The organism is Falsihalocynthiibacter arcticus (genome assembly GCF_000812665.2).
GTDB classification, from domain to species: domain Bacteria; phylum Pseudomonadota; class Alphaproteobacteria; order Rhodobacterales; family Rhodobacteraceae; genus Falsihalocynthiibacter; species Falsihalocynthiibacter arcticus.
This window is the reverse complement of the sequence record NZ_CP014327.1, coordinates 3,929,522-3,955,347: the sequence shown is the minus strand read 5'-3', so window position 1 is coordinate 3,955,347 and position 25,826 is coordinate 3,929,522. Positions and strand designations below refer to the sequence as shown.

Here is a 25,826-nt window from a genome sequence, read left to right as displayed (position 1 = left end):
CCCCTTGACCAAATCCGGCAGATAACGCATTTCCATAGCATGATAGCTACAGACACACTCATGCAGATCCTGCAACGGTTTCAATTTCTCGAAGCTTCTATGGCGGAGGGAACGTCTGATATTGCGGTCCTGGCCAAGGAATATTCGGACCTTAAGCCCGTGGTTGATGAAATTCAGTCCTATCAACAGCTCACCAGTGATATAGCTGATGCCGAAGAGATGCTGTTGGATCCCGAGATGAAAGAGCTGGCGGATGAGGAACTGCCCGTTCTGCGCGCCCGTCTTCCGCTCGCCGAATCCGCGTTGCAACTTACACTCCTGCCCAAGGATGAGGCCGATGCTCGTCCCGCGATGTTGGAAATCCGTCCGGGTACGGGGGGCGATGAGGCGGGGTTGTTTGCAGGCGATTTGATGCGCATGTATCAGCGCTATTGCGACAATCACGGGTGGAAATTTGAGATCATTGAATACAATGAAAGCGAGCTTGGCGGGGTCAAGGAATTGGTCGCGCGGATTTCGGGCGAAAACGTCTTTGCGCGCCTGAAATACGAAAGTGGCGTTCATCGTGTTCAGCGTGTGCCGACAACCGAAAGCGGCGGGCGGATCCATACATCAGCGGCAACCGTTGCGGTGCTTCCCGAAGCCCAAGATGTTGATATTAATATCAACACCAATGATATTCGCATCGATACCATGCGGGCTTCCGGCGCGGGTGGGCAACACGTCAACACCACCGATTCCGCCGTGCGGATCACCCATATTCCCACAGGTATCATCGTTGTGAGCGCCGAGAAATCGCAGCACCGCAACCGCGAAATCGCGATGACCGTGCTCAAAACGCGACTCTATGATTTGGAACGCCAAAAGCTACACGATGAACGCTCCGCCAGCCGCAAAAGCATGGTGGGGTCGGGCGATCGCAGCGAGCGTATCCGCACCTATAATTTCCCGCAGGGGCGCATGACCGACCACCGAATCAACCTGACCCTGTATAAACTTGATCAGGTGATGGCGGGCGATTTGGACGAAACCATTGACGCGTTGACCACCCATGCTCAGGCCGAGCTTTTGGCCGAGATGGAAAATTGATCGCTGAGAAAACGGGGGCGATTGCCCTTTTCGAAGCGGTTCAACTCCTTAAAGGGGCAGGGGTGGCTGATCCTGCCACCGACGCGCGTATTTTGCTCGCGCATGCCTTAAAAACGGAACGCGCGCGCCTCACTTTGGTGGTTCAGGAGCCGATGTCCAGCGTGGCCCTCGCGGAGTATGAGACACTTATTGCGGCGCGCATGGCCCGCCAACCCGTGTCGCAAATTATCGGCCTGCGGGCCTTCTATGGGCGCGACTTTCGGGTGACGCCCGATGTCTTGGACCCGCGTCCAGATACGGAACTTGTGATTGACTTGGCCCTTGAACGCCCTTTTGAGCGGGTACTTGATCTTGGCACGGGGACGGGCTGTATCCTGCTGACTTTGCTGGCGGAAACCAAGGCCACGGGGCTTGCGACAGACGTGAGTACTGCCGCGTTGGATGTGGCGCGCGGCAATGCCGAAGCGCTCAACCTTACCAGTCGCACTGAATTCATAACCAGCGATTGGTTCGCTGACATTCCACCACAGGCTTTCGACCTTATCGTGTCCAACCCTCCCTACATCAGTGCACAGGCCATGCAAACCCTCGCCCCCGAAGTGCGCGACTGGGAACCTCATGGCGCCCTTACGCCGGGGGGAGACGGTCTTGGGCCGTACCAAATTCTTACTCAAAACGCGCCCCGATACCTTGTGCCAAACGGACGCCTCATCGTGGAAATCGGTTTTGATCAAGGTCCACAGGTGGCTCAAATGTTTGAACAGGCAGGCTTTGCACAGGTTGCTGTTTCAAAAGACCTTTCCAACAATGACAGGGTTGTTTCGGGGGTTTGGGCGGAAAATTGACGGAAATTTCACACGTATTGTGCGAAAAACACCTATTGAGGCCGCAAAAATTAAATTTATGCTTGTTTTACGCGCGGGGTCGTGTTTACTCCTGCGTAAGGTAAGGCGGCGGATGCTTAATAGGCGGTCCCCCTTGCTGATAAGCCAGAAATCGTCAGGGCCGGTATAGAAACCCCACGCAAGAGGCGCGGCATGGACCTTACGACTGCCATATAGGGCTGGATAGAAAAAAATATGAGATCTTCCAAAACACGCTCACGCGGTAAGAATAACCGTAGCCGTTTTCCATCAAACAATGGTGGAAACTTAACCAATCGGGTTTTCGATAGTTCGGGACCTGAAGGTAAGGTGCGCGGGACACCACAGCAAATAATCGACAAGTATAACCAACTGATGCGCGATGCTCAGTTGTCAAATGATCGAGTCGCTGCAGAGAATTTTGCCCAGCATTCCGAGCATTACACCCGCCTGTTGGCCGAAAATATGCGCGAAATCGAAGAGCGCCGTGAAAGCCAAGAAGCCCAAAACCGTGACCGTCAGGCGCAGCGCGACAGCGAGCGCACGGATCGGTTCGAACGTCAAGAAACGCAGGCCGCAGGTACTTCGCCGATTGAACCGCCCGTACATTCCGCTCCGACGCCTGTTGCCAAGCCGGATACGCCGCGCCCCTATGTTCAGCCTGATTTGGGTTCTGGCCCACAACCTGATTTATTGGATACAAGCACTGATAATAGCGGATTGGTGGATACGCCTGAGGCCAAACCGCGCAAGGTTTCTAATCGCCCGCCGCGTAAGCCTAGGACTGAAAACCCCGTTGCCGCCCCAGTAGACGGGGCCGAGCCAGCTTCAGAAAAGCCAAAACGCGCACCACGCCGTCGTAAGCCAATCGAGAAAAATGTCGATGCGGGTACACCTGCTTCAGAGGCTGCTCCTCGGTCCGAGCCAACAGGCGAGTAGGTCTTTAAAATACGTTAAAGAGAGGGCTAAAGGGAAACCTTTAGCCCTTTTTTATGCCTAGAGTTTAGGGTTTGGCTAACTCACGGGCCAAGGCACAGAATTGCTCAATGGACAATTGCTCTGCGCGTTCGGTGGGTTTGATGCCCGCTGCCATCAGACGATCTTCGATGTCGGGCGCTTGCCCTTTGAGGGCGGCACGAAGCATTTTGCGGCGTTGATTGAAGGCAGCAGCAACCACGCGGGACAAAATTTTGGGGTCGGCCTCAAACAACGGTTTTTCGCGCATTTGTAAATGAACTACGGCAGAGTGCACCTTTGGCGCAGGCGTGAAGGCCTCGGGTGGGAGGCTCATAACAATACGGCAATCACAGCGCCATTGCGCCAAAATCGCGAGTCGCCCGTAGGCTTTTCCACCCGGTTCGGCGACTATACGATTCGCCACTTCGCGCTGGAACATCAAAGTCAGGCTCTGCCAAAACGGCGGCCATACGGCGGGGGTGAGCCAGCGTACCAACAGTTCGGTTCCCACGTTATAGGGCAGGTTTGCCGCGACACGAATGGGGGGCGTGAGCATGGACAATGGATCGATTTCCAGCGCGTCGCCGTTGATCACTTCGAGTTGCCCTGGATAGACCGCGGCAATTTCCGCGAGTGCGGGGAGGCAGCGTGCATCTTTTTCCACCGCCAGTACGCGGCGCGCGCCTTCGGCCAGCAAACCACGGGTCAACCCGCCGGGGCCGGGGCCGATTTCGAGAACATCGCATTGCGTTAGGTCCCCCGCTTGGCGGGCGATTTTGGACGTCAGATTGAGGTCGAGTAGAAAGTTTTGCCCTAGGGATTTCTTGGCGGAAAGTTGGTGGTTTTCGATCACCTGCGCGAGCGAAGGGAGGGAGTCTATTGTTGCCATTGTTCGGTCCTAATTTTGCGCACGCGCAGTCGCCATTTTATGCGCAAGTTTGAGGGCTTCGATAAGGCTTGTGGGCTCAGCAATCCCACGGCCAGAAATGTCAAAAGCGGTACCATGATCGGGGGAGGTCCGCACGAAAGGAAGGCCCAGAGTGACGTTGACACCGCGATCAAAATCGAGCGTTTTGATCGGGATCAGGGCTTGGTCATGGTACATACAGACCGCTACATCATAGCTCGCACGGGCGCGCGCATGGAACATGGTATCTGCGGGCAGGGGGCCGCGAAGGTCTAGTCCTTCGACCTGCATTTGCGCGATCACACCGTTGATCATGTCAAGTTCTTCGCACCCCATTGCCCCGCCTTCACCAGCATGTGGGTTGAGGCCAGCGACGGCAATCCGAGGATTGGCAATGCCGAAATCGCGCTGCAATCCCGCCGAAGTAATCCGCAAGGTTTCGCGCAGCAATTCGGGGGTGAGTTGTTTTGGAACTTCGCTCAACGCAATATGGATTGTGACGGGTACAACGCGCAACTGATCACAGGCCAGCAGCATCACTACGCGCTCCACTCCTGCCAAATCCGCTAGAAATTCGGTGTGGCCGGGGAAGGCAAACCCTGCGCCATCTTTGAGGGCTTTTTTGTGAATGGGGTTGGTGCAAACTGCGCTGGCTTGGCCGGATTGAACCAATTTAACCGCCTTTTTTATCACGTCGATCACGCCTTGGGCGTTGGCCGCAGCGGCGGTTCCGAAGTGGTTCTGCGTAGCAAAAGAATGGGGCAAAACGGGTAGGCCACCGGCCATCGCGCTTGCGACTTCATTTGGGTGGCCAATCAAAACATGGGGCACCGACCCCACCAAGTGACGCGGATCGGCGATGAGAAAAAACGGCACAGATCCCGACAGTTCAGACCAAGCCTTCTCGGATATTTCCAGACCCACGCCCGCAGGCTCGCCACAGGTTAAAGCAATCGGTGGAATCATGGTTCGCGGATCAAAGCGGTTGCCCGCAATTCAGCTAAATACGCATCGGCATAAGATGTGATGCGCTCGTTAATCAGGCGGGTGCGAAGGGCGTTGCGAGTCTCGTCCTCAACGATTTCGGCCGTGCGCCCACAAAGCATAAGCACCACCAAAGTCTGTCCGTCGTTGCGAGTTAAATTCGCCGATACTTCGCCTTCGTCAAGTTTCGCAAGCTCTACCGCGATGTCGTTTGGCACGTCTGACTGGGCTTGCGAGATGATCTCAAGCTGCTCCTCGGTTGAATTGGGATACAGGCCATATAGATCGTCGCAGGAATCCGCAGTGTAACGCAGACTCATTGCTTGCTTCACGACGTTCGGGGCGCGCCCGCCTGGTAAATAGAGCCGTGCGTATTCCACCGCGAGGGCCGTCGGAATTGGCGCAGCCGTTTCCTGAATTGCACGCATTTGAAAAAACAGCAATGCATTTGGAATTTCAATAGGGTCGGTGATTTCACCGGGGGCGAGAGTCAGGAGAAGAGGGCGAAATGCAGGCGGTAAATCAGCGAGGGACAGCCAGTCCAATTGCCCACCATTTGGCGCAGATTGCGATACGGAAACGGCAGTTGCTGCTTCGGAAAAAACCTTTGTACTCGTGATCTTCTGGATTTCGGCGCTGATGGCGGCCGCGCGCACTTGGTTTTCGGGCGTGTCAGCCGGAAGGACGATTTCGCCCAACAGCACCCGCACGCCACCGGTTTGGGACGACAGAGAAAGGGCGCGGTCAACTTCCGCCTCTGAGACGCGCCCGCGTTGGCCAAAGAGCGTGCCCACCACCTCGCGCCAAAGGATGCCTGAAGCGACGAAATCCCGAAACGTTTGAACGTCAATGCCCTCTTCGGCCATGGCTTGGATGAACTCTTCTGGCTCAAGCTTTGCGCGCCCAGCGAACTCAATCATGCCTTGGTTTATGGCCTCGTCCTCAACGGAAATACCGAGGCGCTCAGCGGCATCCAAATAGAGACGCTCATCAATCAAACGGTCTGTGGATTCTTGGGTGAGGTTGCCAGCGGTGCCCAACGCTTTCAAGAAGAGGGCGCGTTGTTCGAGTTCATATTGTGTGATGATGCGCTCGTTGACTCGCACCACAATGTCAAATGGACCCTGAGCCTGCGCACTGGGCACGGCGCCAAGCACAAGAAAAACGGCAAGGATCGTATGAAAGAAGTGTTTAGAGACTGTCATTGCTACTGGGCCTTGTTATTTGTCATTCTGGTCGTCACGTCGCGTGATTAATTGAAACGCCTGCATTTTTGAACCGACTTCTTGGGTTTTGAGCCATCCGAGCCAAACCCAGTAAGAGCAACGGTCATGCCAACACTGGTTGAAGGGTCCACGTTATCGGAGGAAGTGAAGCGGTGCGAGAGAGAAAGGTCAATCTCAACGCATTCATTTTGATAGGTTAAGCCGAAACCCGCTTCTGTGGGGGTGACGGCGGCCAGATCATAGCGCCAATATACATCACCAGACCACGTTGAATTGATCAGGTAGTCAGCATCAAACGTCCATTCCGAGGTGTTCGTATAGCGATCAAGCGCTGGTTCCGGTGTGAGCCAAATATAGCCTGTTGAAATATTATACCGATCATCGGTGTAAGTCAGGAGGTTTTCACTGCGCGTAAACGAGAAGTCGTCGTCAATCAGCGAGTGCGAAGCAAAAGACAATCTGTCGAGGATATCGACTTCAAAAGACGCAAGCCAATCTGATTGAAAGCCAGCTAATCCCGACCCTTGGTAGAACAAATCGGGGTCTTGGGCGCGCACCACCCTCCCAACGGTTGCCCCAAAAGTCAATCCGTCTGGGCTAACGCGTTTGTAAGTTAACCCAATATTGGCCCATGTCCCCGCTTCGAGTCGATCCAATCCGGGAAAACGGTTGCCCGAGAACATGTTACCCGGGTCCAATGTGGCATCTTGGCTGTCTTCATTTGGCGGGAGGTCGCTTTGAAGAGGGCTGTAAAAAACCTGAACGATGGGTTCGAAAAGGTGCTTTGTGCCATCCTGAGATGACTTCATGAGCGGCCAGCGCAATTCGGCCCCAAGGGTGCCATAAGTTAGGAACTCGGACGGCGGATATGTCGTATCTTGCTCAATACCATAAAGTTCGGCCCCCACATCCGCCCCCGCGGAAAAGAGCATGCCATTGCCAACGAGCGCTGTCTTTTTCCAACTTAGAAAGGCCGCGCCGCGTTGCACATCCCGTCCGACAATGTTTTCGTCCGATTGGCGCTGTGCGGCATGAAAGGAGGCAGAAAACGTTGCTGATCCACCAACGCCCACAGGGAAGAAACGTCGTTCATAGACCGAGTCAAAGGCGAGGTTGGGCAAGGTGGCATTGTCGTCGCCTTCGCGCAGGGATTCTGCATTGGAAAGCGCGGTGCTAATATACTCATATCGTTTTGCCCGCGACAAATCGATGGTGCTGTTGAGCAAATCTTGGTCCGAGAAATCATAGGTCAAAAGATAGTCATGATCCGAAACAATTTCGGCACGAATATTCAAGATAAAGTCCTGTGCGACAACAAATTCGCCACCGCCAAAGAGATACCCGCGCGTGATGTCGGGCATGATGTCGTCCTTCGAAATCGCGCCCTCAAATTCAAGCAATCCGTTCTGGAAAGCTTGGCGGTAACGATACTCCATCGTATTGGTATTATTGGTAACAAGAGGGGCGAGGGTGAGGTCTTTTGAGGTGCCAAAGGGCAGAAAATACGGAATTCGCACACCCTGGCCCAACTGGGAATTCGACACGAGGGACGGGATGAGAAAACCACGTGTGCGTTCGAGCGACGGGCCGGGAAGGCGCATGTATGGCAAGTAAAAAATAGGCACCCCCATGACCCGCAGTTGCGCTTTTTCGAAATAGAGTTGTTTTTCCACTTGGTCGTGTACGATGCTTTCGGCCCGTATTTCCCATAGCGGTGTCGGGTTACTCGCACAGACTTCACAGGAGGACGCGACCGTTTTGTAGAGGCGGGTATAGCGGCCGTCGACGCGTTGAATTTGGTTCGCGGCCATTTGCAATTGCTGGTTTAGGACAAGACGCGCGCCGACAAGAAGACCCTCCTGAAGGTCGCGGACCAACGCACCACTGTCGGCCAAGATCAGAGTTTCCGTGCCCCTAGTAAGGCTCATGGGACCCTCGATCAGCAGCGTTTCTTGTTTGGATTGATAGGTGATTTTGTGCGCCTTCAAATGCGCTCCGTCAAAGAAAACCTCGACGTTCCCCGTTGCGACCAAATCGCCGTCACTGTTCACTGAAATCGCATCGGCCACCAGACTTGCAGGACCATTCTGTCCCTGTTGGGTCGTGGTTTGCGCATGGGCAAACGTGGTGGGGATTGCAAACGCCACAAGTACCGCGCTAGCCAAAATGCGTGTCACAGGACGGATTTCGAACATTACCCGTCCTCCATATGTAACAAAAGGGCCATCGCGATAAAGATCGACACGATCGGCGGTGACCACGTGGCAAGGGCAATCGGCAATTGTCCGTTTTCTCCAAAAATTTGAAGGAAATCCCGAAGGAAGAAAAGGCTAAAGGCGAGGAGAATCGCGGCTAAAATCATCACCCCAGTACGGCCAAAACGCGTGTGGCGCATCGTGAAACCCGCGCCTATCATCACCATAGCCACAAACATCAACGGCATTGCCAACTCGCGATACAGCCAAGCCTTGTGTTTAAGGGCAGAGAAACCGGCGCGTTCCAACTGATCGATATAATTTGGTAAATCCCAAATCGAGATCGCATTGGGTGTTCCAAAACTGTCGCGAATCTTGTCAACGGTCAGGTCGCTTTCAAGGGCGAAGTCTTCCAACAGAACGGCATCGCGCTCAGGGTTCGTACTACCCTCAAGGGGCCATCTTTTGACCCCGCTCAATGCCCAGTATCCGTCCTCAAGCACCGCTGTTGCTGCCTCAATGCGCGTCAAAGGGTCGCCTTCCTGACTGAAGATAAGGAACGTCACTTGCTGCAATTCGGTGCCGTCAAGATTGGCTCCTGCGGCGCGAATTACCGTTTGGTTTTCGCTGTCCACCTGTCGAAGCCAAAGGCCCTCCGCGCTGATCGACATAACGGAGGATTGGTCCGTCGTGAATTGGCGCGACACATACTCATACTGCTTTTTTGTGGCGGCCACGATGGGATTGAAAACCGCAACTGTGATGACCCCAAATAGAAACGCGACGATCACCGGCGAGATCAAACTGTTGATCGCACTTCGACCGGAGGCGCGAATGACAACCAATTCGCTACTACGGGCAAGCCCCAGAAACAGCGCAAGAGTCGCGAGCACAACAACAAGTGGCAAAATAGCATACATCGAACTCGGGGTATTGAGCGCCGCGAGGGTAATCAGGTCGGAAAATCCAAGATCGACATTGCCAAATTTGCGAATTTGTTCAGCAATGTCGAGCAGAAAGGCAATGCCCAAAAAAACGAAAAAGACACCCAAAATGGCTTTCAAATACTTGCGTGCCAAATAGAAATAGAGAGTCATCGCGCCCACCTCCGCAATTGGGCAAGGACTTGCGGATTGGCGGCAAACCAAAGCAGGGTACCGGACATTCCGACACCAACAAGCGCTGGAAGATAGGCTGCCCACCAAAAGTTGGCGGCACGTAAACTCATGTCGAGGGCTGCCGAGTCGACGGCCTTCACAACAATCAACAGCACAAAGGCAAATCCAATCTGCGGCCATAGTCCGAAGCGGCTAAACCCACCCAAAAGAAGGCAGGAAAATCCGATAAGGGCGCTCACCAAAGCCAAGAGCGGTTGGGAAAGCCTTTGATGCGCGGCAGACAGCATACGAGCTTCATTGACCTTCGTTTCCGCGAGGAGGGCAGGTGTCGGATGTAACAACTCCCAAGTGGATAACTCGCTGATCGTTCGGTTTCTTGCGGAAGGAGCAGCGATTAGGTCATTGATATCAAAAACCAAATCCTGAAAACTTGTGGTAAACAGCCTTTGCCCCTCCGCCCGCAAACTTTGCGCAATGCCTTCAAGCATCAACAACTTTGGTCCAGAGGCATCTTCCACCAAAAGGGCGCGTTTGGCCGTATATGTGGTGCGGACACCTTTAGAGCGTGCGTCCGATAAAAGGATCTCATTCAGGGCTCCGTCAGGTGAAATATTGCGAATATAGAGCGTAATTCCCTTGGTTGGATTTAAAAATGTCCCGTCCACCAAAAGGCGCGCGGTGATGTTTCGCGACAATTCTAACGACCGGATTCCAATCTGTTTTGTCGCTGCAGGGATAAGAACGTGGGACAGAATGCTCATCATAATCGCCACAATAAACCCGAAAACGATCACCGGACGCGCCATGCGATACGGGCTGAAACCTGCCGACTGGACAACAACCATTTCGCTCTCGGACGAGAGCCGGTTCACCGCGTAAACCGTTCCAACAAAAGCAGAAAATGGTAAAACAAGGACGATGACGCGTGGCAAAGCAAGCGCGGTCAGTTCAAGGAAGACGCCAGCCGATTGACCGCTTGAGATGATTTGATCAAACAAAGATACCGCGCGATTGACCCAATAGACCAGCACGAGAACCAAGGAAAAGAAACCAAAGAGCACCATCAGTTGCGACAGGACATATCTGTCGAATCTCGCCACGTGAATCCCCTCGAAATCTTGGTTGAATTGGGTAAACTTATCGGAATATTGCGCTGGGGAAAACTGCTATCTGGTCATGTCGCCGTTTGGAGGCTACCAATATGGGGACACATTCAAAGGAGTCTCTAATGACCACACCCGTTGCCCTGTATTTTGACGACATAAGTTTAGATTCGATCGCAAAACAAACTGGACGCATTGTTGTGTTTTTAGAGCCTCACGGGAGGCTTGATCGTTCATCTCGGCGGATCAACCGTCTTACAAAGGGGGCACTTGGACGGTTTATCTTGAGTGATGCTTTTGAAGAAATGAAGGAAGGAATGGGGCTGGATTTGGCCTATCCGTCGGGCATGTTGGCAACTGCCATTCAGGTTATTCGCCTTTCCCGCAATCCAACAATCGAAAATGCACGCAAAGCAGGGGCCACTATCGCCAAGGGCTTAACCAAAGAAAGCACTTTGGTTTGCGCCAATACAATCGGCAAAGCCGCCGAGATTTCGTTTGGGCTTGCCTTGCGGTCCTATGATTTTACCCCCCACAAAACCAGCGGTGTAAAAGAACGCGGCGAAGTGCGCTTTCAAGTCGGAAAGCCTGAAGATATTGCTGCGAAAGCCGCCCCGTTTGCCGCTCTTGCAGAAGGGGTATTCTTCACCCGCGATTTGGTGAACGAGCCTTCAAATGTTCTGACAACCGATGATTTTGCGGCGCGTTTGGCGGCCATGCAAGACCTCGGTTTAGAGGTCGAAATCCTTGAGGAAGCCGAGCTTGAAAAGCTTGGCATGGGCGCGTTCTTGGCCGTTGGTCAGGGCAGCGAAAGTGCTTCTAAAGTTGTTGTTATGCAGTGGAACGGTGGCGGAAAAGAAGCGCCTTTAGCCTTGGTTGGCAAGGGCGTTGTGTTCGATACGGGGGGCATTTCAATCAAGCCCGCCGCGGGCATGGAAGACATGACAATGGACATGGGCGGTGCGGGTGTTGTTGCGGGCGTTATGCGCAGCCTCGCGCTTCGTAATGCCAAAGCAAATGTCGTGGGGCTCGTCGGAATCGTTGAGAATATGCCCGACGGCAAGGCCATGCGTCCGGGCGATGTTGTGACCTCGATGAAAGGCGACACGATTGAGGTTTTGAACACGGACGCGGAAGGGCGTCTCGTTTTGTGCGACGTGATGTGGTATGCGCAGGAACGGTTTAAGCCCTCAGGGATGATCGATCTGGCGACGCTTACGGGGGCAATTATCGTTGGGTTGGGCCATGACAACGCGGGCGTGTTTTCCAATAATGACAAATTCTGTGATCGCTTCCTCAAGGCGGCGCGCACTGAGAATGAAGGCGCATGGCGGATGCCCCTTGGCGCCAGCTATGACGAGCTTTTGAAATCCCCGATTGCCGACATGAAAAATATTGGTGGACGCGCGGCGGGATCGATCACTGCAGCGCAGTTCTTGCAGCGGTTTGTCCAAAAGAAAACACCGTGGATTCACCTCGATATCGCGGGTGTGGCTCATATTAAAACCGGCACAGATCTTGCACCGGGCGGGGCAACTGGATGGGGTGTTGTTGCCATCGACCGCCTAATTCGCGATCGTTTTGAGGACTGATGGGACAGGTCTATTTCTATCACGTCACCCAAAGTCCCATTATTGCAACGCTGGCCACCCTGCTTGAAAAATCGCTTCAGGCAGGGTGGCGTGTCGCTGTGCGCGGTGTCGATGCGGGGTCTCTGGCACAAATCGATGATGCTCTGTGGCGCAACCCGCGTGACGGATTTTTGCCGCACGGCCTTGCGGGTGGCCCACATGATGCCGACCAGCCGGTATTGTTGACCACGAAATCGGAGTTACCTAACGGCGCAACCTGTTTGATTTCACTTGAAGGGGCGACGCTTTCACCCGAGGAAATTTCTGCATCCGAACGGGCCTGTGTTTTGTTTGACGGAACTGACCCCGAGTCTGTTGACCGCGCGCGCGCGCAATGGAAAACCCTGACGTCCGAGGGGGCGAAGGCGATTTATTGGTCAGAAGAAACGGGCTCTTGGGTGAAAAAGGCCGAGAGCTCCTAACGGCGCAAGATCATTTTGTCGCCAGCGATTTCAATGCTGCTCATTTGGCTCAGGTAGGACATCCCCAAAAGGGATATATTGAGGTCGCCTTGATTTACATAGGCGGCAATTCTGGGCGTTTTGATCCCTTCAAACTCAATATCCGCCAATTGGACCCGCGCGGTTTTTACAACGCCATTTGCGGTATTTGCTGTGCCGAAAAACTGTAGGTCGTTTACATCAATTCCCAGTTTTTGGGCATCAGTTTGGCTCAAAACAATGTCAGTGGCACCCGTATCGACAAGGAATTCGAGACGGGCATTCGATATCGTGAGTTCGGCGTAAAAATGGCCATCGCGGTGGCGCACGAGAGTGATGATTTCACCGTCGCCGCCCTGAAAGGATGACTGCGTCGCGTGGTCGGATTTGATGTTTTCCCAGAGGCCGAAAGCGGCGACGAACCCGACGAAAATCAGACCCCAAAGCGCGCCCTGTTGTAGAGTTTTTCCCATGGATTGGCGGTTTTGGACAAAGAACCAACTGGCAATGACTGTGCCAAGAAGAACCAAGTAGATCAACCGTCCTGTGTCGTCTCCGTTCATGAAAACCTCTTTAGTTCAATGCGTTAAAGGGCAGACTGAATGAAGCCCTGTATGCCGTCTAGTATGAATTGAATGGCGAGTGCTCCCAATAGCATCCCAAGAAGACGTGTTACAACGTTGATCCCCGTTGGCCCTAGTATCCGTTCAAAAGGGCTTGCCGCGAAGAATAGCGCAAGGGCGCAAAGCAGCACCGCAAACATGGTGAGCAAAATGCCAATCAAACCGAGTGTACCCTCGGAATGGCCGACGAGAAGGATCATGGTCGCGATGGACCCAGGCCCTGCAATCAGAGGGGTTGCGAGGGGGAAAACCGAGGGGTCGTCGAAATCTTCGTCGCTTGTCGCTTCGGCGGCTTGATCGCCACGGCGTTTTGAGCGTCGATCAAACAGCATATCAAGTGCAGTTAGGAACAAAAGAGCGCCGCCCGCGATGCGGAATGCATCCATGGATATGCCGATAAATCCCAGCACCGTTTCGCCAAGAAGCCCAAAAAGCGTGAGCAAAACGGCCGCGGTTGCCACGGAACGCACCGCTATTGCGCGACGGCGATGTTGGGACATCCCTTGGGTCATCGCCACAAAAAGCGGCATCAATCCAATCGGATCAATGATCACGAAAAGGGTCGCGAATGCCGGAATTAAGATCGTAAAATCCAAACTTAACCTTCTGCTTTTTCAAGCCTTTCTAGCGATTTCATCCACATGGCTTCGGCACGATCCGTCGCGTCACGTACTTCGCCGTATTTCTTTTGCCAAACCTCGGCTTCGCCGGATTTGCCTTCTTCATAGATAGACGGATCGGCAAGTTTCTTGGCAAGACGATCACCCATATCGTTGAGTTTTGCGACTCTTTGTTCACAAACTTTCACGTCGGCGCGCAGGGCTTTCATCTGATCCCCAGTTGGACGTTTGCTCTTGGCTGCAACTTTTGGGCTGCGTGCCTTTTTTGGGGCATCGCTCGTGAGTAGCAACTTGCGATAGGCTTCCAGATCGTCCTCGAACGGATGCACGGTGCCATCTTTTACAAGCCACAACCGATCCGCGACCAGCGAGAGGAGGTGCATGTCGTGCGACACCAAAATAACGGCCCCTGTATAGGCGGTGAGCGCCTCAACGAGCGCTTCGCGGCTTTCGATATCAAGGTGGTTGGTTGGCTCATCGAGGATGAGGAGGTGCGGTGCGTCGATTGTTGCCAAGAGGAGCGAAAGCCGCGCTTTTTGGCCGCCAGAAAGTCGACCTACAAGGGTGTCAGCCTGATCTGCGCCAAGGCCGAAGCCTGCGAGCCGCGCACGGTGACGGGCGGGCAATTCTTTGGGGCGCACACGGCGCAAGTGGTCGAGCGGATTTTCATCCACATGGAGTTCGTCGACTTGGTGCTGGGCAAAATACCCGATCCGCAGCTTATTGTGCGAATTCATCCGACCACTCATGGTTTCCAAACGGCCTGAAAGCAGTTTCGACAGGGTCGATTTCCCTTCGCCGTTTTTCCCAAGCAGCGCGATGCGGTCGTCTTGGTCAATCCGCAGGTCGAGGCCTTTGAGGATCACCTTGTCGCCATAGCCCACGCTTGCGCTTTCCATATTAATAATCGGTGGTGATAACTCTTCTGGCGCAGGAAACGAGAACCGTTTGAGCGCGGATTCGCTCGGTGTGCTGATTGGCGTCATTTTTGCGAGCATTTTTACGCGGCTTTGGGCCTGAGTCGCTTTAGAAGCTTTGGCCTTAAAGCGGTCAACAAAGCTCTGAAGGTGGGCGCGGCGGGCGTCTTGCTTCTTAGATTCGGAGGCCGCAGCGGCCAATTTAGCGGCGCGTTGTTCGGCGAATTTGTCGTATGGCACCTGATAGAATGTCAGTTTCTTGTCTTCAAGATGCAGGATCGAACCAACCGCCCGATTGAGCAACCCACGGTCGTGCGACACGATCAAAACGGTATGCGGATATTTGCCCAAATAGTTCTCAAGCCACAAAGCGCCCTCAAGATCGAGGTAGTTTGTCGGCTCATCGAGGAGCAATAAATCGGGTTTTGAAAACAGCACGGCAGCAAGAGCGACCCGCATCCGCCAACCGCCCGAGAAATCCGAACAGGGGCGTTTCTGGGCCTCGGAATCAAAGCCAAGACCCTTAAGAATCTGGGCTGCGCGGGCTTCGGCACTCCATGCGTCAATGTCGGTTAGACGGGTCTGCACTTCGGCAATCCGGTGGGGGTCGGTGGCGGTATCGGCTTCCGCCATCAAGGAGGCGCGTTCGGTATCGGCAGCCAAAACGGTATCAATCAAGGACACTTCGTTTGACGGCACTTCCTGTGAAATACCGCCCATGCGCGCGCCTTTGGGCATCGTGATGGAACCGGTTTCCAACACCAATTCGCCCCAGATGAGGCGGAAAAGAGTCGTCTTCCCCGTGCCATTACGACCGACGATGCCAACTTTGTGGCCATCAGGAATCGTAACAGATGTGTTCTGCAGGAGCGGGCGGCCATTGACCGAATAAGATATATCAGAAATTTTCAACATGGGCGGGGTTTGCCCCATTGTGAGGGCGCGGTCAATCGCCGCTTTTCAACCGAGCAAGGGCATGCTAGCAGAGCGGCGATATTTTCGCGGGCTTTTGCCTGATTGTCCAACCCGATAGGAGCCCATCATGGCTGTTCAACGCACTTTCTCGATCATCAAACCAGACGCTACAAAACGCAACCTTACAGGCGCAATCGCAGCAAAATTCGAAGAATCTGGCCTGCGCATCGTTGCATCCAAGCGCATTCAAATGACACTTGCTCAAGCAGAAACATTCTATGGCGTGCACTCCGAGCGTCCTTTCTTTGGCGAACTTTGTGAATTCATGATCTCCGAGCCAATTGTTGTTCAAGTTCTTGAAGGCGAAGACGCAATCGCGAAAAACCGCGAAGTTATGGGCGCAACTAACCCAGCAGACGCAGCAGCCGGCACAATCCGCAAAGAATTCGCACTTTCAATCGGCGAAAACTCGGTTCACGGTTCCGACGCTCCAGAAACAGCAGCAGAAGAAATCGCGTTCTTCTTCTCTGGCCTTGAATTGGTTGGCTAAGCCTTTTTAGGTTTACCAAAGGAAAGCCCGCGCCTTAACTGGTGCGGGCTTTTTGCGTTTTAGGGAACAGGGGCAGAAACGCTGGATTAACCTTTGGCGAAGTCTGATTAAGCGCTGAGGTGAAACGATATTCAATGCAAACGTCCGATTTAGCCACGGCGGTTGATTGAGGCCTAGATCAACAAGCTGATTGCGCTTGAAAATGCGCGGGCGTCTATTTCTTTGCGCGGACCCCGATTTCGTCGAGAATTTTTTCGATCCCGGCCAATGGCGCGGCCTGTGTGCTATTTTTTATCTGATCGAACCGCACCCTAAGCGCTTCTTTCTCGGCACCTTTACAGTCGTTCCACGGGCGGCCCTGAAGGCCCATCACCAGAGCGTAATAGCCAATGAAATGCGGACGCGTGCCTGCCGTGACGAGTTTGCGATAGGTCGCATCCGGTCCAAGCTCGCGCACCTGCTCGGCGGAGTGAATTCCGGCGCGCGCAAAAAGGTCGACCGAAGCTGGCCCAATATTGCGAATGACTGAAACGGGTTCGTTCTGTGACACTTAAATGTTCCGTTAATCGTTGGTGACGGAGAGGGGGCGCGACACTGCCTCAGTGTTTGCGTCAGGGGCCATGTCGCGGATGGTTTGCCAAACGGTTGTGAAAAGCCCCGCCAAAACCGGCCCTAAGACAAGGCCAACCGCGCCAAATGCCACCAGCCCGCCCAAAGTTCCGATCAAAATCTGAATGTTGTGGATTTGCGCGTCCCGCCCAACAAGGATCGGACGCAGGAAATTATCAATCGTCCCGACAACAAGGACCGCCCATAGCCCGAGCGCAATGGCCGGACCCGTTTCCCCCTCAACACCCAAATATATCGCCCCCGTGAGCACAACTGCGGTCGGGCCGAGCGCAGGAATGATGGAGACAATTGCCATCACAACGGCCCAGAAAACGGGCGCACTAATTCCGGCAACCCAGAAGCCTAGGCCACCGAGGGCCCCTTGGGCGATGCCAATTAAAAGCGTGCCTTTCAGGGTTGCGCGGCTGACGGAAATAATTCGTTCGTTGAGCGCAGCTTGGAGGGGGAGGGGGAGGGTTGAATACGCCAAAACCTGCGAAATAATGGAGGTTTTCATTTGGAGGAAATAAAACATGGAGTAAATAAACACAAAAAGGTGCAGAAAAAAGAAGGCGGTTCCTTTTGTAAGCGCTCCTAAAACGCTGGCGAAATACGTTGCGAAAGTTACAACCAATTCCTGAATTTTCGCACGAATTTGGGGCAAAGCATCTTCAAGGTCGCTTTGAAAGGGAACCCAGTCGGGAATCTCAAAATGCGGCGGATTCTTTGCAATGGTTTGATAGAGACCCACAGCCCCCGTCGTGAGAGACGAGGCTTGCTCGGCTGCCATAAACGCGACGCCGATCAGCGGGGTAATGATCGACGCAAGTAATACGAGCAGTGTCACGACGGTCGCGGGGCCGCGCCGATTTCCCAGATGTCTCAGCACAAAATTATACAAAGGTTCCGACATTTCGGCGACAATTGCTGCCATGATGAGAGAGACCAAAAACGGACGTGCGACATCCAAGTAAAGAAATGTAACGATAGCCGTCAAAACAACGACAGGTATCCATTGTTGCGCGTTTGATCGGGTGAAACGAGTGTTGCTTGGGCGGTCAGTGTCCAATCGTCTTCCCCTTTTTTATGACGCGTAAAGAATCCATTCTTCGAAATAATCCTATACTTTAGAGGGGGCGATGTTAAACTCTTTTATGCACGGGGGATTGAATGAAATTTATTTAACGATTGTAATTGGCTAGGGGGCATTGTTACGGAAAAACGCGTGCAGTTTTTTCGCATAATTGTGGCTCGCAGGATGGCTACGGAATCAAGAAAATGAACAGGAGCACAAGCTATGGCGACGAAAGCGGAACTCGAGGCGGAGCTGGCTCAACTTCGAAAGGCGTTAAGCGAAATCAAGAACGTGACCTCGCAAGAGGACGTTCAAACGGATACCGCAGCAACCCAAGCCGACGCGTCTGGGTTGTTTGAAGAGGGCGAGTTTGCGGGGCTGTTCCACCAAGCACTGGAAGACCTCGAAACACTGCCGCACCGCAAGCCAGTCCTGACTGCATTGGGAATATTTTTCGTCGGCTATCTGTTCGGACGTTCTGGGCATCGGGGGTAATTATGAGCCGTATTAGCAGGAATATAACAATCATTTTACGTGCTGAGCGCCTGATGGCGCAACGGCGCATGGCGGTTTTGCGGCGTCAAACCGTGATGATGGTGATGGCAGGGATTGCCGCGGGTCTTGGCATAGTCATGCTAAATGGCGCCGCGTATTTTGAGCTGGCGACCCATGTGTCAAAGCCAATGGCGGCCCTGATCGTGGCGTTTGCCAATTTCCTCGTGGCGGGCCTCTTTGTGTCTATTGCCAATAACCAAAACGCAGATGCCGACGTCGCAAGCGTTGCCGAAGTGCGGGATTTGGCTCTTGAAGATTTGGAAGCAGAAATTCAAGATGCGACCCAAGAAGCAAAACTCCTCGCGCAAAGTGTGCGCTCTATGGCGCGCGATCCATTCGCCATGTTTGCGCCGGGTTTACTCAATGGTGTTGTTGCAGCCTTGTTAAAGGCGCTGAAAAAATAGGGTCCTAATCTGTGGCTTCAAGGAGCCAAAGTTTAGAGGTAAAGGAATTAACAAATGAAACATTTAACTCTCAAAGCTGCGATTTTAGGGTCAGTTTTGTTTTTACCGACCGTTGCTGTGGCTCAAACCACTGCAACGGAGACCACGGAAACGACCGAGGTTGCGGCAACAGAAGAAGCGCTCTTAACCGCTGAAGAGCTACAAACACTCGTTGGCCCCGTAGCGCTGTATCCAGACACATTGTTGATCCAAATATTGGTTGCGGCGACGTTCCCGCTTGATGTGATGAAGGCGGATCGGCTGATTAAAGACAACGAAGGTGTCGAACCTGAAGCGTTGAAGGAAACCATTGATGCGCAAGGCTGGGACGAAAGCGTTGCCGTTTTGGCGACGGCCTTCCCAGATGTTTTGGCCGATATGGCCGAGCATGTCGACTGGACGGATACCATAGGCACGGCAATGCTGGCCCAAAGTGACGACGTCATGGCCGCGGTGCAAAATCGCCGCGAAGTGGCGAATGCCAGCGGTGTTTTGGTGTCAGGGGACGAGCAAACAGTTGAGGTTACGAAAGGGGCGAGCGGCGAAGAAGCCATCGTCATTCAGCCCACGAACCCAGAAGTTGTCTATGTGCCTCAATATGATTCCAATGTTGTTTATGTGCAGGAAAGCAACAACTCAAACGACGTCATGACCGCCGCCTTGATCGGGTTTGGATCCGCTTTGATTCTGGATTCTATTTTCGACAATAACGACCCTTGGAACAATTATTGGGGGTGTCGTAATTGCGGTGGCTGGGGGGGGGCCGATTTATCGGAGCCCTAATATTGATATTGACGTTGATGGAAACGTGAACATTGGCAACAAAATCGGCAATAACAATGGCAACAAAATCGGTAACAATAACGGCGATCGGAACCGCATAAATAATGCCGGTGGTTGGCAGCCAGACGAGGACCGCAAGAAAGACGCCCAGAAGAAAATTTCCGATAAACGCGGCCCAAATGGCGCCACAACCCTGCCAGCAAAAACGCCCAATCGGGGCGACGACATGCGCGCCAACCTCGCCAAGTCCACTGGCACGAAAGACATCTCAAAAGTTCAAAATCCGCGCGATGCCGTTGCCAAATCCAAAGCGCCCACTGGGGCCGCAAAAGTTGGAACCGCAAATAGAAAGGCTGCCGTAAACAGAACAGGTGCCCCCCCTCGAGAGAAAGTGTAAAGGCGAAAGCAGGCGGAGCAAACAAGGCGGCGATACAAAGGCCAAAGGCGGCCAAAAAACCGAGGGCCAAGCCCGCAGCGAAGAAGAATACAGCGATGAAAAAACGCCCGTCTTCTCATAGCGCAAAATCGGGAAAAGCCCGTGGCAAGGCCGCAAGCGGTGGAAGAAGGAGATAAGAGTATGAAAAACAACATGAAAATTGGCCTGTCGGGCCTCGCCCTTGTGGCGTCAACTCTCCCGTCCTTGGCCGCAGAAGGTCCAGCAACATTTGCCACGCCCCAAGACGCATTTGAGGCCTTTTCCGCGGCTCTCGGGGATCGCGATGCTGTGCTTGAGGTTTTTGGCACCGATGCGATTGACGTTTTAATGTCTGGCGATGCCCAAGAAGATGCTGAAAACCGCGCCGAAATCGAAGCGATGATCCAAGAGGGGTACCGCTTCCAACTTGACGAAGAAAACCGTGTGATGTTGCTTTTAGGAGCCGAGGCTTGGCCGTTTCCGATCCCACTGGCCAAAACGGACACGGCGTGGGCCTTTGATATTGAGGCGGGGCGCGACGAAGTGTTCTACCGTCGCATTGGCCTGAATGAACTTGAAACGATCGATATGATTGAAGCCTATGTCGAGCTTCAATCGGCCTATCGCCTCATTGATCACGACGCGGATGGGGTGATGGAATTTGCCGCATCCATTCTCTCAAGCGACGGCGCGCGGGACGGGTTGGTTTGGGCTGGCGAAGACAGCCCGCTTGGCGAACGCATCGCATTGGCATCGTTAGATGGCTTTTCGGATGGCGAATCTGATCAAGAAGCCGAGCCATTCGGCGGCTATTATTATCGTGTGCTTCAGGGGCAGGGCGCGTCCGCTCCGGGAGGGGCGCTTGACTATATCGTCGGTGGCAACATGATCGCCGGCCACGCGCTTTTAGCGGTCCCTGCGACCTATAATGAAACCGGTATTCACAGCTTCATCGTCTCGGAAAACGGGCGCGTCCTTGCGGCGGATTTGGGCGAAAACAGCCTTGATGTCGCCCTTGAAATTCTGACCTATAATCCGGACACCGCCTGGAGTCCTGTGGAATAATCTGTCTAAAAGCCTCAATGCTTCTATAAACTTTTGGCTGCTTTAGAGACAAAAACTTCAGGAGTCGCCACAAAATAGCGTGGGGCTCCTTTACAAATTTTCGACAGGTACGGTGACGTGCCTAAAAATTCTTTCTCACACTTCGTGGGGAAATAAAATTGAACTCATGGGGTAGGGTACGCATGAAACTCACAGGCCAATCGTTTTTCCAAGCAATCACTTTTGGGGCCGCACTTTTTGCGTCATCACAGGTCAGCGTTGCCCAAGACGCGCCCTCCGCGCCGATGGTTTCGATTGCCGTAGCGCATACCGAGGGGTTGGTTTTGGAAGCGACCTTTATCGGGCGTGGCAAAGCGATTGATAAGGTTGATATTGTCGCGCGCGTTAGTGGATTTCTGCAGGATTTATTGGTTAAAAACGGCGCAGATGTCAAAAAAGGCGAAGTCCTGTTTAAGATTGAACCTGCTACCTATGCTGCAAACCTTGCCGCGCGCAAAGCGGATAAGGCCTCTGCCGTTGCCCAACTTAAACTGGCGCAAATCGAACTTGATCGGAAATCGGAATTGTTGCGGCGGGAGTCTGGCACCGTCGCTGATCGTGATATCGCGCAGGCAAATTTTCAGGTCGCCGAAGCCAATATAGAAATCGCGGATGCGACGATTCAGTTGGCAGAACTTGACCTGAGTTATACCAGTGTTGCCGCGCCTTTTGATGGGCGGATTGGCCGCGCGAACCCAAGTGTGGGCGAATTGGTTGGCCCGACGACGGCGCCCTTGGTCACCCTCATTCGCACCGCACCAATTTACGTCGAGTTCTCGCTGACCGAAAAGCAGTTGGTGAATTTTTTACAGGTCCATGATGCTTCCCTCGAAAACCTTGCCAATGGGTCAAAGGCGCTGGATGTATTTGTTTCCCTGCCAAATGGGACGCAGCTTGAGGAGGTTGGCCACATCGTTTTTGCCGACAATCGGATTGATCCCGAAACCGGAACGGTGAGTTTGGATGTCGAATTTCCCAATGATAATGGCCTGATTTTTGATGGATCTTTTGTCAGTTTACGTATCGAAGATAACGCGCCAACCGATGCACTCCTTATCCCCCAAGCCGCCGTTCAGCGCGATCAGCGCGGCGATTTTGTATTGGTGGTTGGGGCCGAGCAAACCGTCGAGCAACGTTACGTGACTTTAGGTCGTCAAGACGGGGTTTCGGTTGTCGTCGACGACGGTCTTGTCGAAGGTGAAGCCGTCATTATCGAGGGCCTACAGCGCGTGCGCCCAGGGGTTGAAGTCAATGCCATACTCGCGGGCAGTGCAACCTCCGCAGAAGGGAACTAAAGCGTGTTTTCTTCTATTTTCGTCGCACGCCCCAAAATGGCGATCGTTATTTCCTTGGTGTTAACCATCATGGGCGTCATCGGGTATTTCGCCCTTCCGGTTGAGCAATACCCCTCCATTACCCCGCCAGTAGTCAAGGTGAGCACCAATTACACAGGCGCAAATGCGGAAACCGTCGAAAGCACGGTTGCGGCGGTTATTGAGGCCCAAGTGAACGGCGTGGATGACATGATTTATATGTCATCCGACAGTACGGACACAGGCTCGTATTCGCTCTCGGTCACCTTCAAAGTTGGAACCGACCCCGATCTTGCAGCCGTCAATGTGCAAAATCGTGTTGCACAGGCCATGTCTTCGTTGCCCGCCGAAGTTACAAATTCGGGGGTGGTTACGCAGAAAGCCTCGACCAATATGTTGCTTTTGGTGACACTTCTGTCGCCAAATGGGACTTACGACGAGGTGTTCCTGTCGAACTATGCGGCGATCAACCTTCGGGACGCCTTGGCGCGGGTGAGCGGGGTGGGCGAAGCCACCATCATGACCAATTTCGAGTATGCGATGCGCATGTGGATGGATCCAAATCGCATGGCCAGCCTTGGCATTGCGCCCAGTGATCTCATTGCGGCAATTCGTGAGCAAAATCTCGAAGTATCCGCCGGACAAATCGGTTCAAGCCCTGTCCCAACGGGCCAACAATTCCAATACACCATCGTGTCCAGAGGGCGCCTCACGACGGTTCAAGAGTTTGAAAATATTGTTCTGCGCACGGGCGAGGCGGGCAGTATTGTCTTGATGAAAGACGTGGCGCGCGTGGAATTAGGCGCGGGATATTACAGCGCATCGGGCCTGTATTCGGGCCAAGCCTCAACCGTTTTGGCAATTTACCAAGCGCCAGGGGCCAATTCGCTGAAGGTTGCGGAGGGAGTTTCCGCAGAGCTTGAGCGGCTTGCTCAAGCGTTTCCTGACGACATCGTCTACGACGTTCCCTTTGATTCTACACGATTTGTACAGCAATCTTTGGATGACGTTTTAACGACACTGATGCAAACATTCGTCATCGTTATGGCTGTTGTGTTTTTCTTTTTGGGCAGTGCGCGCGCGACGCTTATTCCGGCGATTGCGATCCCCGTCTCCTTGATTGGCGCCTTTGCGTTTATGCTCATGTTTGGCATGTCGCTGAATACGATTTCGCTTTTTGCCTTGGTGCTCGCCATCGGGATTGTGGTTGATGATGCAATCATCGTGGTCGAAGCCGTTGAATCCATTATGGAAAAGGAGGGCCTGAGTGCCCCTGACGCCACCCGCAAGGCCATGGGGCAAATCACAGGACCCATTATTGCGACGACCCTCGTTTTGCTCGCGGTTTTCGTGCCCGTGACGTTTATGCCGGGCATTACGGGGCGTTTGTATTCACAGTTCGCGACGACGATTTCCGTGGCTGTGGTGATCTCCTCGATCAATGCGCTCACACTTTCGCCGGCTTTATGTTCGATCATTTTGAAAAAACGCGACGGCCCTTCAAAAGGCGTTCTTGCCCTTTTTGACAAGGGCATCGGGTTTGTACGCGGTGGGTACGTGGGCATCGTAAGCCGCCTTGTACGTGTTCCGTTGATCGGCCTCGCAATCGTTGCGGCGGTTATTTTTGGCTCTGGTGGTTTGCTCAAATCCCTGCCTGCAGGGTTCCTTCCCATCGAAGACAACGGCTATTTGTTTGTTGATATTCAACTTCCGGACGCAGCATCGCTTGAGCGCACAGAAGCCGTTACGGAACGTTTCGACGCGAAAATACGGGAAATCCCCGGAGTTTCGTCAACAGTAAACGTGAACGGATTCAGCCTGTTGAATGGCGGTGGATCGAACGGCGCGATGATTGTGACCAATTTGGAGTCGTGGAATGACCGCACGACAGAAGCCCTCAGCGCGAACGGCGTTTTGAGCGAAATTCAAGCCCTCGCCAGTCAGGAAATTGGCGCTAGTATTATTGCGTTCAATCCGCCAGCGATTTCTGGTCTTGGCATGAGTGCCGGTGTCGAAATGAAGGTGCAGCAAACGGGGGGCGGGACGACCCAAGAACTATCTGCGGCCCTTGGCTCCCTCGTTTATGCCGCCAATCAACGTCCCGAAATTGCACAGGCCTATACGACCTTCCGCGCCAATGTTCCGAAGGTCTATGTGGATTTGGACCGTGAAAAAGCAAAATCCCTCGGGGTTTCGGTTGCAGATGTTTTCTCCACGCTTCAGGCCTATATGGGGTCGTTCTATGTGAATGATTTCAATCTGTTCGGGCGGGTTTATCGGGTGATGATCCAAGCGGAAGGCGAGTATCGCAACAAGGTCGAGGATCTTGACGCTCTATATGTGCGGTCGCAAACGGGCGCGATGGTTCCGATGGGTGCGCTGATTACCATATCTAATGAGCTCGGCCCTGTGGCGCTCAATCGCTATAATATGTTCCGCTCCGCAACTGTGACCGCAATCCCCGCTGAAGGGCTTTCTACGGGCGATGCGATCCGCGTGCTGCAAGAAGAGGCGGTGAATGCGCTGCCACCGGGGTATTCCCACGAGTGGACGGGTATTGCGCAACAACAGCTCGACGCGGGTGGTTTGGTCGTGGTTATTTTGATCTTGGCGATTGTCTTTGGCTATCTGTTTCTCGTTGCACAATATGAGAGTTGGAGTCTGCCGGTTGGCATCCTTCTGTCGGTGACTGTGGCGCTGTTTGGGGCCTTGTTGGCGGTTCAATTCACAGGAGGGGACGTCAACCTGTATACCCAAATCGGGATGATTATGTTGATCGGACTCGCCTCCAAAAACGCGATTTTAATCGTGGAGTTCGCGATCGTGCAACGGCACAATGGCATGACGATCCGCGAAGCCGCAGTTGAGGCCACATCAAAACGGTTCCGCGCAGTTATGATGACGGCCTTGTCGTTTCTTTTAGGAGTCGTTCCGCTTGTTGTTGCCAGTGGTGCCGGAGCGGCGAGCCAGCAAGCCATCGGGATTGCGGTATTTGGCGGGATGCTTTTGGCGACAGTTCTTGGGGTTATACTCGTGCCAGTGTTGTTTGTTGTCCTGCAAAGTCTGCGTGAGTGGTTCAAGGGGTTAACGACAAAAGGCGCCAAGCAAACGGACAGCTAAACCTTTGCCCGCTTTCAATACATCAAGAGGGCGGGCAAATATTACACTTATGCCCGCCGCTAGCTTTAAGTCGACGTCTTGATGCGAAATGGGTATGCTTTTCGCCATTAGGGCGCTCGCGCGTACAATCTGTCGGCAAGGAAACTACCAATTTTGGCTGCTATCTCCATTGTCAATCCGGTGTATGCATCCCATTCAGCATCGAGGCTCGGTGGTGCATTTGGAACAACACACCGCCTTCGCGTCCTAAATAATCCCGTACAACTTTGGC

Annotated in this window: 24 protein-coding genes; 13 read left to right on the top strand and 11 right to left on the bottom strand. The window is 53.5% G+C overall.

Annotated features, from left to right (window positions below; genetic code table 11):
* Positions 1-39 precede the first annotated feature (39 nt).
* From prfA to RC74_RS19415, 3 genes are all read left to right on the top strand, one after another.
* Positions 40-1,089, top strand: a complete 1,050-nt coding sequence (gene prfA, locus RC74_RS19425; RefSeq protein ID WP_039000620.1) for a peptide chain release factor 1 — start codon at positions 40-42, stop codon at positions 1,087-1,089.
* Complete coding sequence (gene prmC, locus RC74_RS19420) at positions 1,086-1,934, top strand: peptide chain release factor N(5)-glutamine methyltransferase (RefSeq protein WP_039000594.1); 849 nt, start codon at positions 1,086-1,088, stop codon at positions 1,932-1,934. The genes prfA and prmC overlap by 4 nt, the downstream gene beginning before the upstream one ends.
* Positions 1,935-2,168: 234 nt before the next feature.
* Positions 2,169-2,891 (top strand): DUF4167 domain-containing protein, encoded by a 723-nt coding sequence (locus RC74_RS19415; protein ID WP_082802368.1) that lies wholly within the window; start codon positions 2,169-2,171, stop codon positions 2,889-2,891.
* A 64-nt stretch (positions 2,892-2,955) separates the two neighbouring features.
* On the opposite strand, the gene rsmA is transcribed toward RC74_RS19415, so the two are convergent.
* The 6 genes from rsmA to lptF are packed head-to-tail and all read right to left on the bottom strand — an operon-like array spanning position 2,956 to position 10,439.
* Positions 2,956-3,798: a 16S rRNA (adenine(1518)-N(6)/adenine(1519)-N(6))-dimethyltransferase RsmA gene (gene rsmA, locus RC74_RS19410; RefSeq protein ID WP_039000595.1), complete on the bottom strand. Its 843-nt coding sequence runs from the start codon at positions 3,796-3,798 to the stop codon at positions 2,956-2,958.
* A 9-nt stretch (positions 3,799-3,807) separates the two neighbouring features.
* The gene (gene pdxA / locus RC74_RS19405; RefSeq protein ID WP_039000596.1) at positions 3,808-4,782 is read right to left on the bottom strand and encodes a 4-hydroxythreonine-4-phosphate dehydrogenase PdxA; all 975 of its coding nucleotides are present in this window, start codon (positions 4,780-4,782) and stop codon (positions 3,808-3,810) included.
* Positions 4,779-6,005, bottom strand: coding sequence for a peptidylprolyl isomerase (locus tag RC74_RS19400; RefSeq protein ID WP_039000597.1), 1,227 nt, complete (start codon positions 6,003-6,005; stop codon positions 4,779-4,781). Before RC74_RS19400 ends, pdxA begins: the two co-directional genes overlap by 4 nt.
* Positions 6,006-6,052: 47 nt before the next feature.
* A complete protein-coding gene (locus tag RC74_RS19395; protein WP_052274632.1) occupies positions 6,053-8,221 on the bottom strand; it encodes an LPS-assembly protein LptD in 2,169 nt (722 codons plus the stop codon).
* Positions 8,221-9,318 (bottom strand): LPS export ABC transporter permease LptG, encoded by a 1,098-nt coding sequence (lptG, locus tag RC74_RS19390; RefSeq protein ID WP_039000598.1) that lies wholly within the window; start codon positions 9,316-9,318, stop codon positions 8,221-8,223. The genes RC74_RS19395 and lptG overlap by 1 nt, the downstream gene beginning before the upstream one ends.
* Positions 9,315-10,439, bottom strand: a complete 1,125-nt coding sequence (lptF, locus tag RC74_RS19385; protein ID WP_039000599.1) for an LPS export ABC transporter permease LptF — start codon at positions 10,437-10,439, stop codon at positions 9,315-9,317. The genes lptG and lptF overlap by 4 nt, the downstream gene beginning before the upstream one ends.
* Before the next feature lie 128 nt (positions 10,440-10,567).
* Between lptF and RC74_RS19380 the strand changes: the two genes are divergently transcribed.
* Together RC74_RS19380 and RC74_RS19375 are read left to right on the top strand one after the other, a co-directional pair.
* The gene (locus RC74_RS19380) at positions 10,568-12,034 is read left to right on the top strand and encodes a leucyl aminopeptidase (RefSeq protein ID WP_039000601.1); all 1,467 of its coding nucleotides are present in this window, start codon (positions 10,568-10,570) and stop codon (positions 12,032-12,034) included.
* On the top strand, positions 12,034-12,495 hold the full coding sequence (locus RC74_RS19375) for a DNA polymerase III subunit chi (RefSeq protein WP_039000603.1): 462 nt from the start codon (positions 12,034-12,036) through the stop codon (positions 12,493-12,495). The genes RC74_RS19380 and RC74_RS19375 overlap by 1 nt, the downstream gene beginning before the upstream one ends.
* Here RC74_RS19375 and RC74_RS19370 read toward each other — a convergent pair.
* From RC74_RS19370 to RC74_RS19360, 3 genes are read right to left on the bottom strand one after another with little or no spacing between them, the layout of a single operon-like run.
* The gene (locus RC74_RS19370; protein ID WP_039000604.1) at positions 12,492-13,076 is read right to left on the bottom strand and encodes a retropepsin-like aspartic protease family protein; all 585 of its coding nucleotides are present in this window, start codon (positions 13,074-13,076) and stop codon (positions 12,492-12,494) included. The genes RC74_RS19375 and RC74_RS19370 overlap by 4 nt on opposite strands.
* Positions 13,077-13,099: 23 nt before the next feature.
* Complete coding sequence (locus tag RC74_RS19365) at positions 13,100-13,732, bottom strand: MarC family protein (RefSeq protein ID WP_039000606.1); 633 nt, start codon at positions 13,730-13,732, stop codon at positions 13,100-13,102.
* A gap of 2 nt (positions 13,733-13,734) precedes the next feature.
* Complete coding sequence (locus tag RC74_RS19360; protein WP_039000624.1) at positions 13,735-15,588, bottom strand: ABC-F family ATP-binding cassette domain-containing protein; 1,854 nt, start codon at positions 15,586-15,588, stop codon at positions 13,735-13,737.
* A gap of 127 nt (positions 15,589-15,715) precedes the next feature.
* Here RC74_RS19360 and ndk point away from each other — a divergent pair, with 127 nt between their 5' ends.
* Positions 15,716-16,138, top strand: a complete 423-nt coding sequence (gene ndk / locus RC74_RS19355; RefSeq protein ID WP_039000608.1) for a nucleoside-diphosphate kinase — start codon at positions 15,716-15,718, stop codon at positions 16,136-16,138.
* A 214-nt stretch (positions 16,139-16,352) separates the two neighbouring features.
* On the opposite strand, the gene RC74_RS19350 is transcribed toward ndk, so the two are convergent.
* Both RC74_RS19350 and RC74_RS19345 read right to left on the bottom strand, forming a co-directional pair.
* Entirely contained in the window at positions 16,353-16,688 is a 336-nt protein-coding gene (locus RC74_RS19350; RefSeq protein ID WP_039000609.1) for a TfoX/Sxy family DNA transformation protein, read from the bottom strand.
* A 12-nt stretch (positions 16,689-16,700) separates the two neighbouring features.
* Positions 16,701-17,816, bottom strand: coding sequence for an AI-2E family transporter (locus RC74_RS19345; RefSeq protein ID WP_052274634.1), 1,116 nt, complete (start codon positions 17,814-17,816; stop codon positions 16,701-16,703).
* A 228-nt stretch (positions 17,817-18,044) separates the two neighbouring features.
* On the opposite strand from RC74_RS19345, the gene RC74_RS19340 reads away from it, so the two are divergent.
* The 7 genes from RC74_RS19340 to RC74_RS19310 all read left to right on the top strand — a co-directional run bounded on the left by RC74_RS19340 (position 18,045) and on the right by RC74_RS19310 (position 25,555).
* Positions 18,045-18,317 (top strand): hypothetical protein, encoded by a 273-nt coding sequence (locus tag RC74_RS19340; protein WP_039000610.1) that lies wholly within the window; start codon positions 18,045-18,047, stop codon positions 18,315-18,317.
* Positions 18,318-18,319: 2 nt separating this feature from the next.
* Positions 18,320-18,781 carry a hypothetical protein gene (locus RC74_RS19335; protein ID WP_039000611.1) on the top strand — a complete coding sequence of 154 codons (462 nt, stop codon included), beginning with the start codon at positions 18,320-18,322 and terminating at the stop codon, positions 18,779-18,781.
* Positions 18,782-18,835: 54 nt separating this feature from the next.
* Positions 18,836-19,603, top strand: coding sequence for a DUF3300 domain-containing protein (locus tag RC74_RS19330; RefSeq protein ID WP_062628370.1), 768 nt, complete (start codon positions 18,836-18,838; stop codon positions 19,601-19,603).
* Between the two features lie 25 nt (positions 19,604-19,628).
* Positions 19,629-20,000, top strand: coding sequence for a hypothetical protein (locus tag RC74_RS19325; RefSeq protein ID WP_156477530.1), 372 nt, complete (start codon positions 19,629-19,631; stop codon positions 19,998-20,000).
* A gap of 180 nt (positions 20,001-20,180) precedes the next feature.
* Positions 20,181-21,083, top strand: a complete 903-nt coding sequence (locus tag RC74_RS19320; protein WP_039000613.1) for a DUF2950 family protein — start codon at positions 20,181-20,183, stop codon at positions 21,081-21,083.
* Between the two features lie 182 nt (positions 21,084-21,265).
* Complete coding sequence (locus RC74_RS19315) at positions 21,266-22,417, top strand: efflux RND transporter periplasmic adaptor subunit (RefSeq protein ID WP_039000614.1); 1,152 nt, start codon at positions 21,266-21,268, stop codon at positions 22,415-22,417.
* A gap of 3 nt (positions 22,418-22,420) precedes the next feature.
* A complete protein-coding gene (locus tag RC74_RS19310; RefSeq protein WP_039000615.1) occupies positions 22,421-25,555 on the top strand; it encodes an efflux RND transporter permease subunit in 3,135 nt (1,044 codons plus the stop codon).
* Positions 25,556-25,826: the final 271 nt, after the last annotated feature.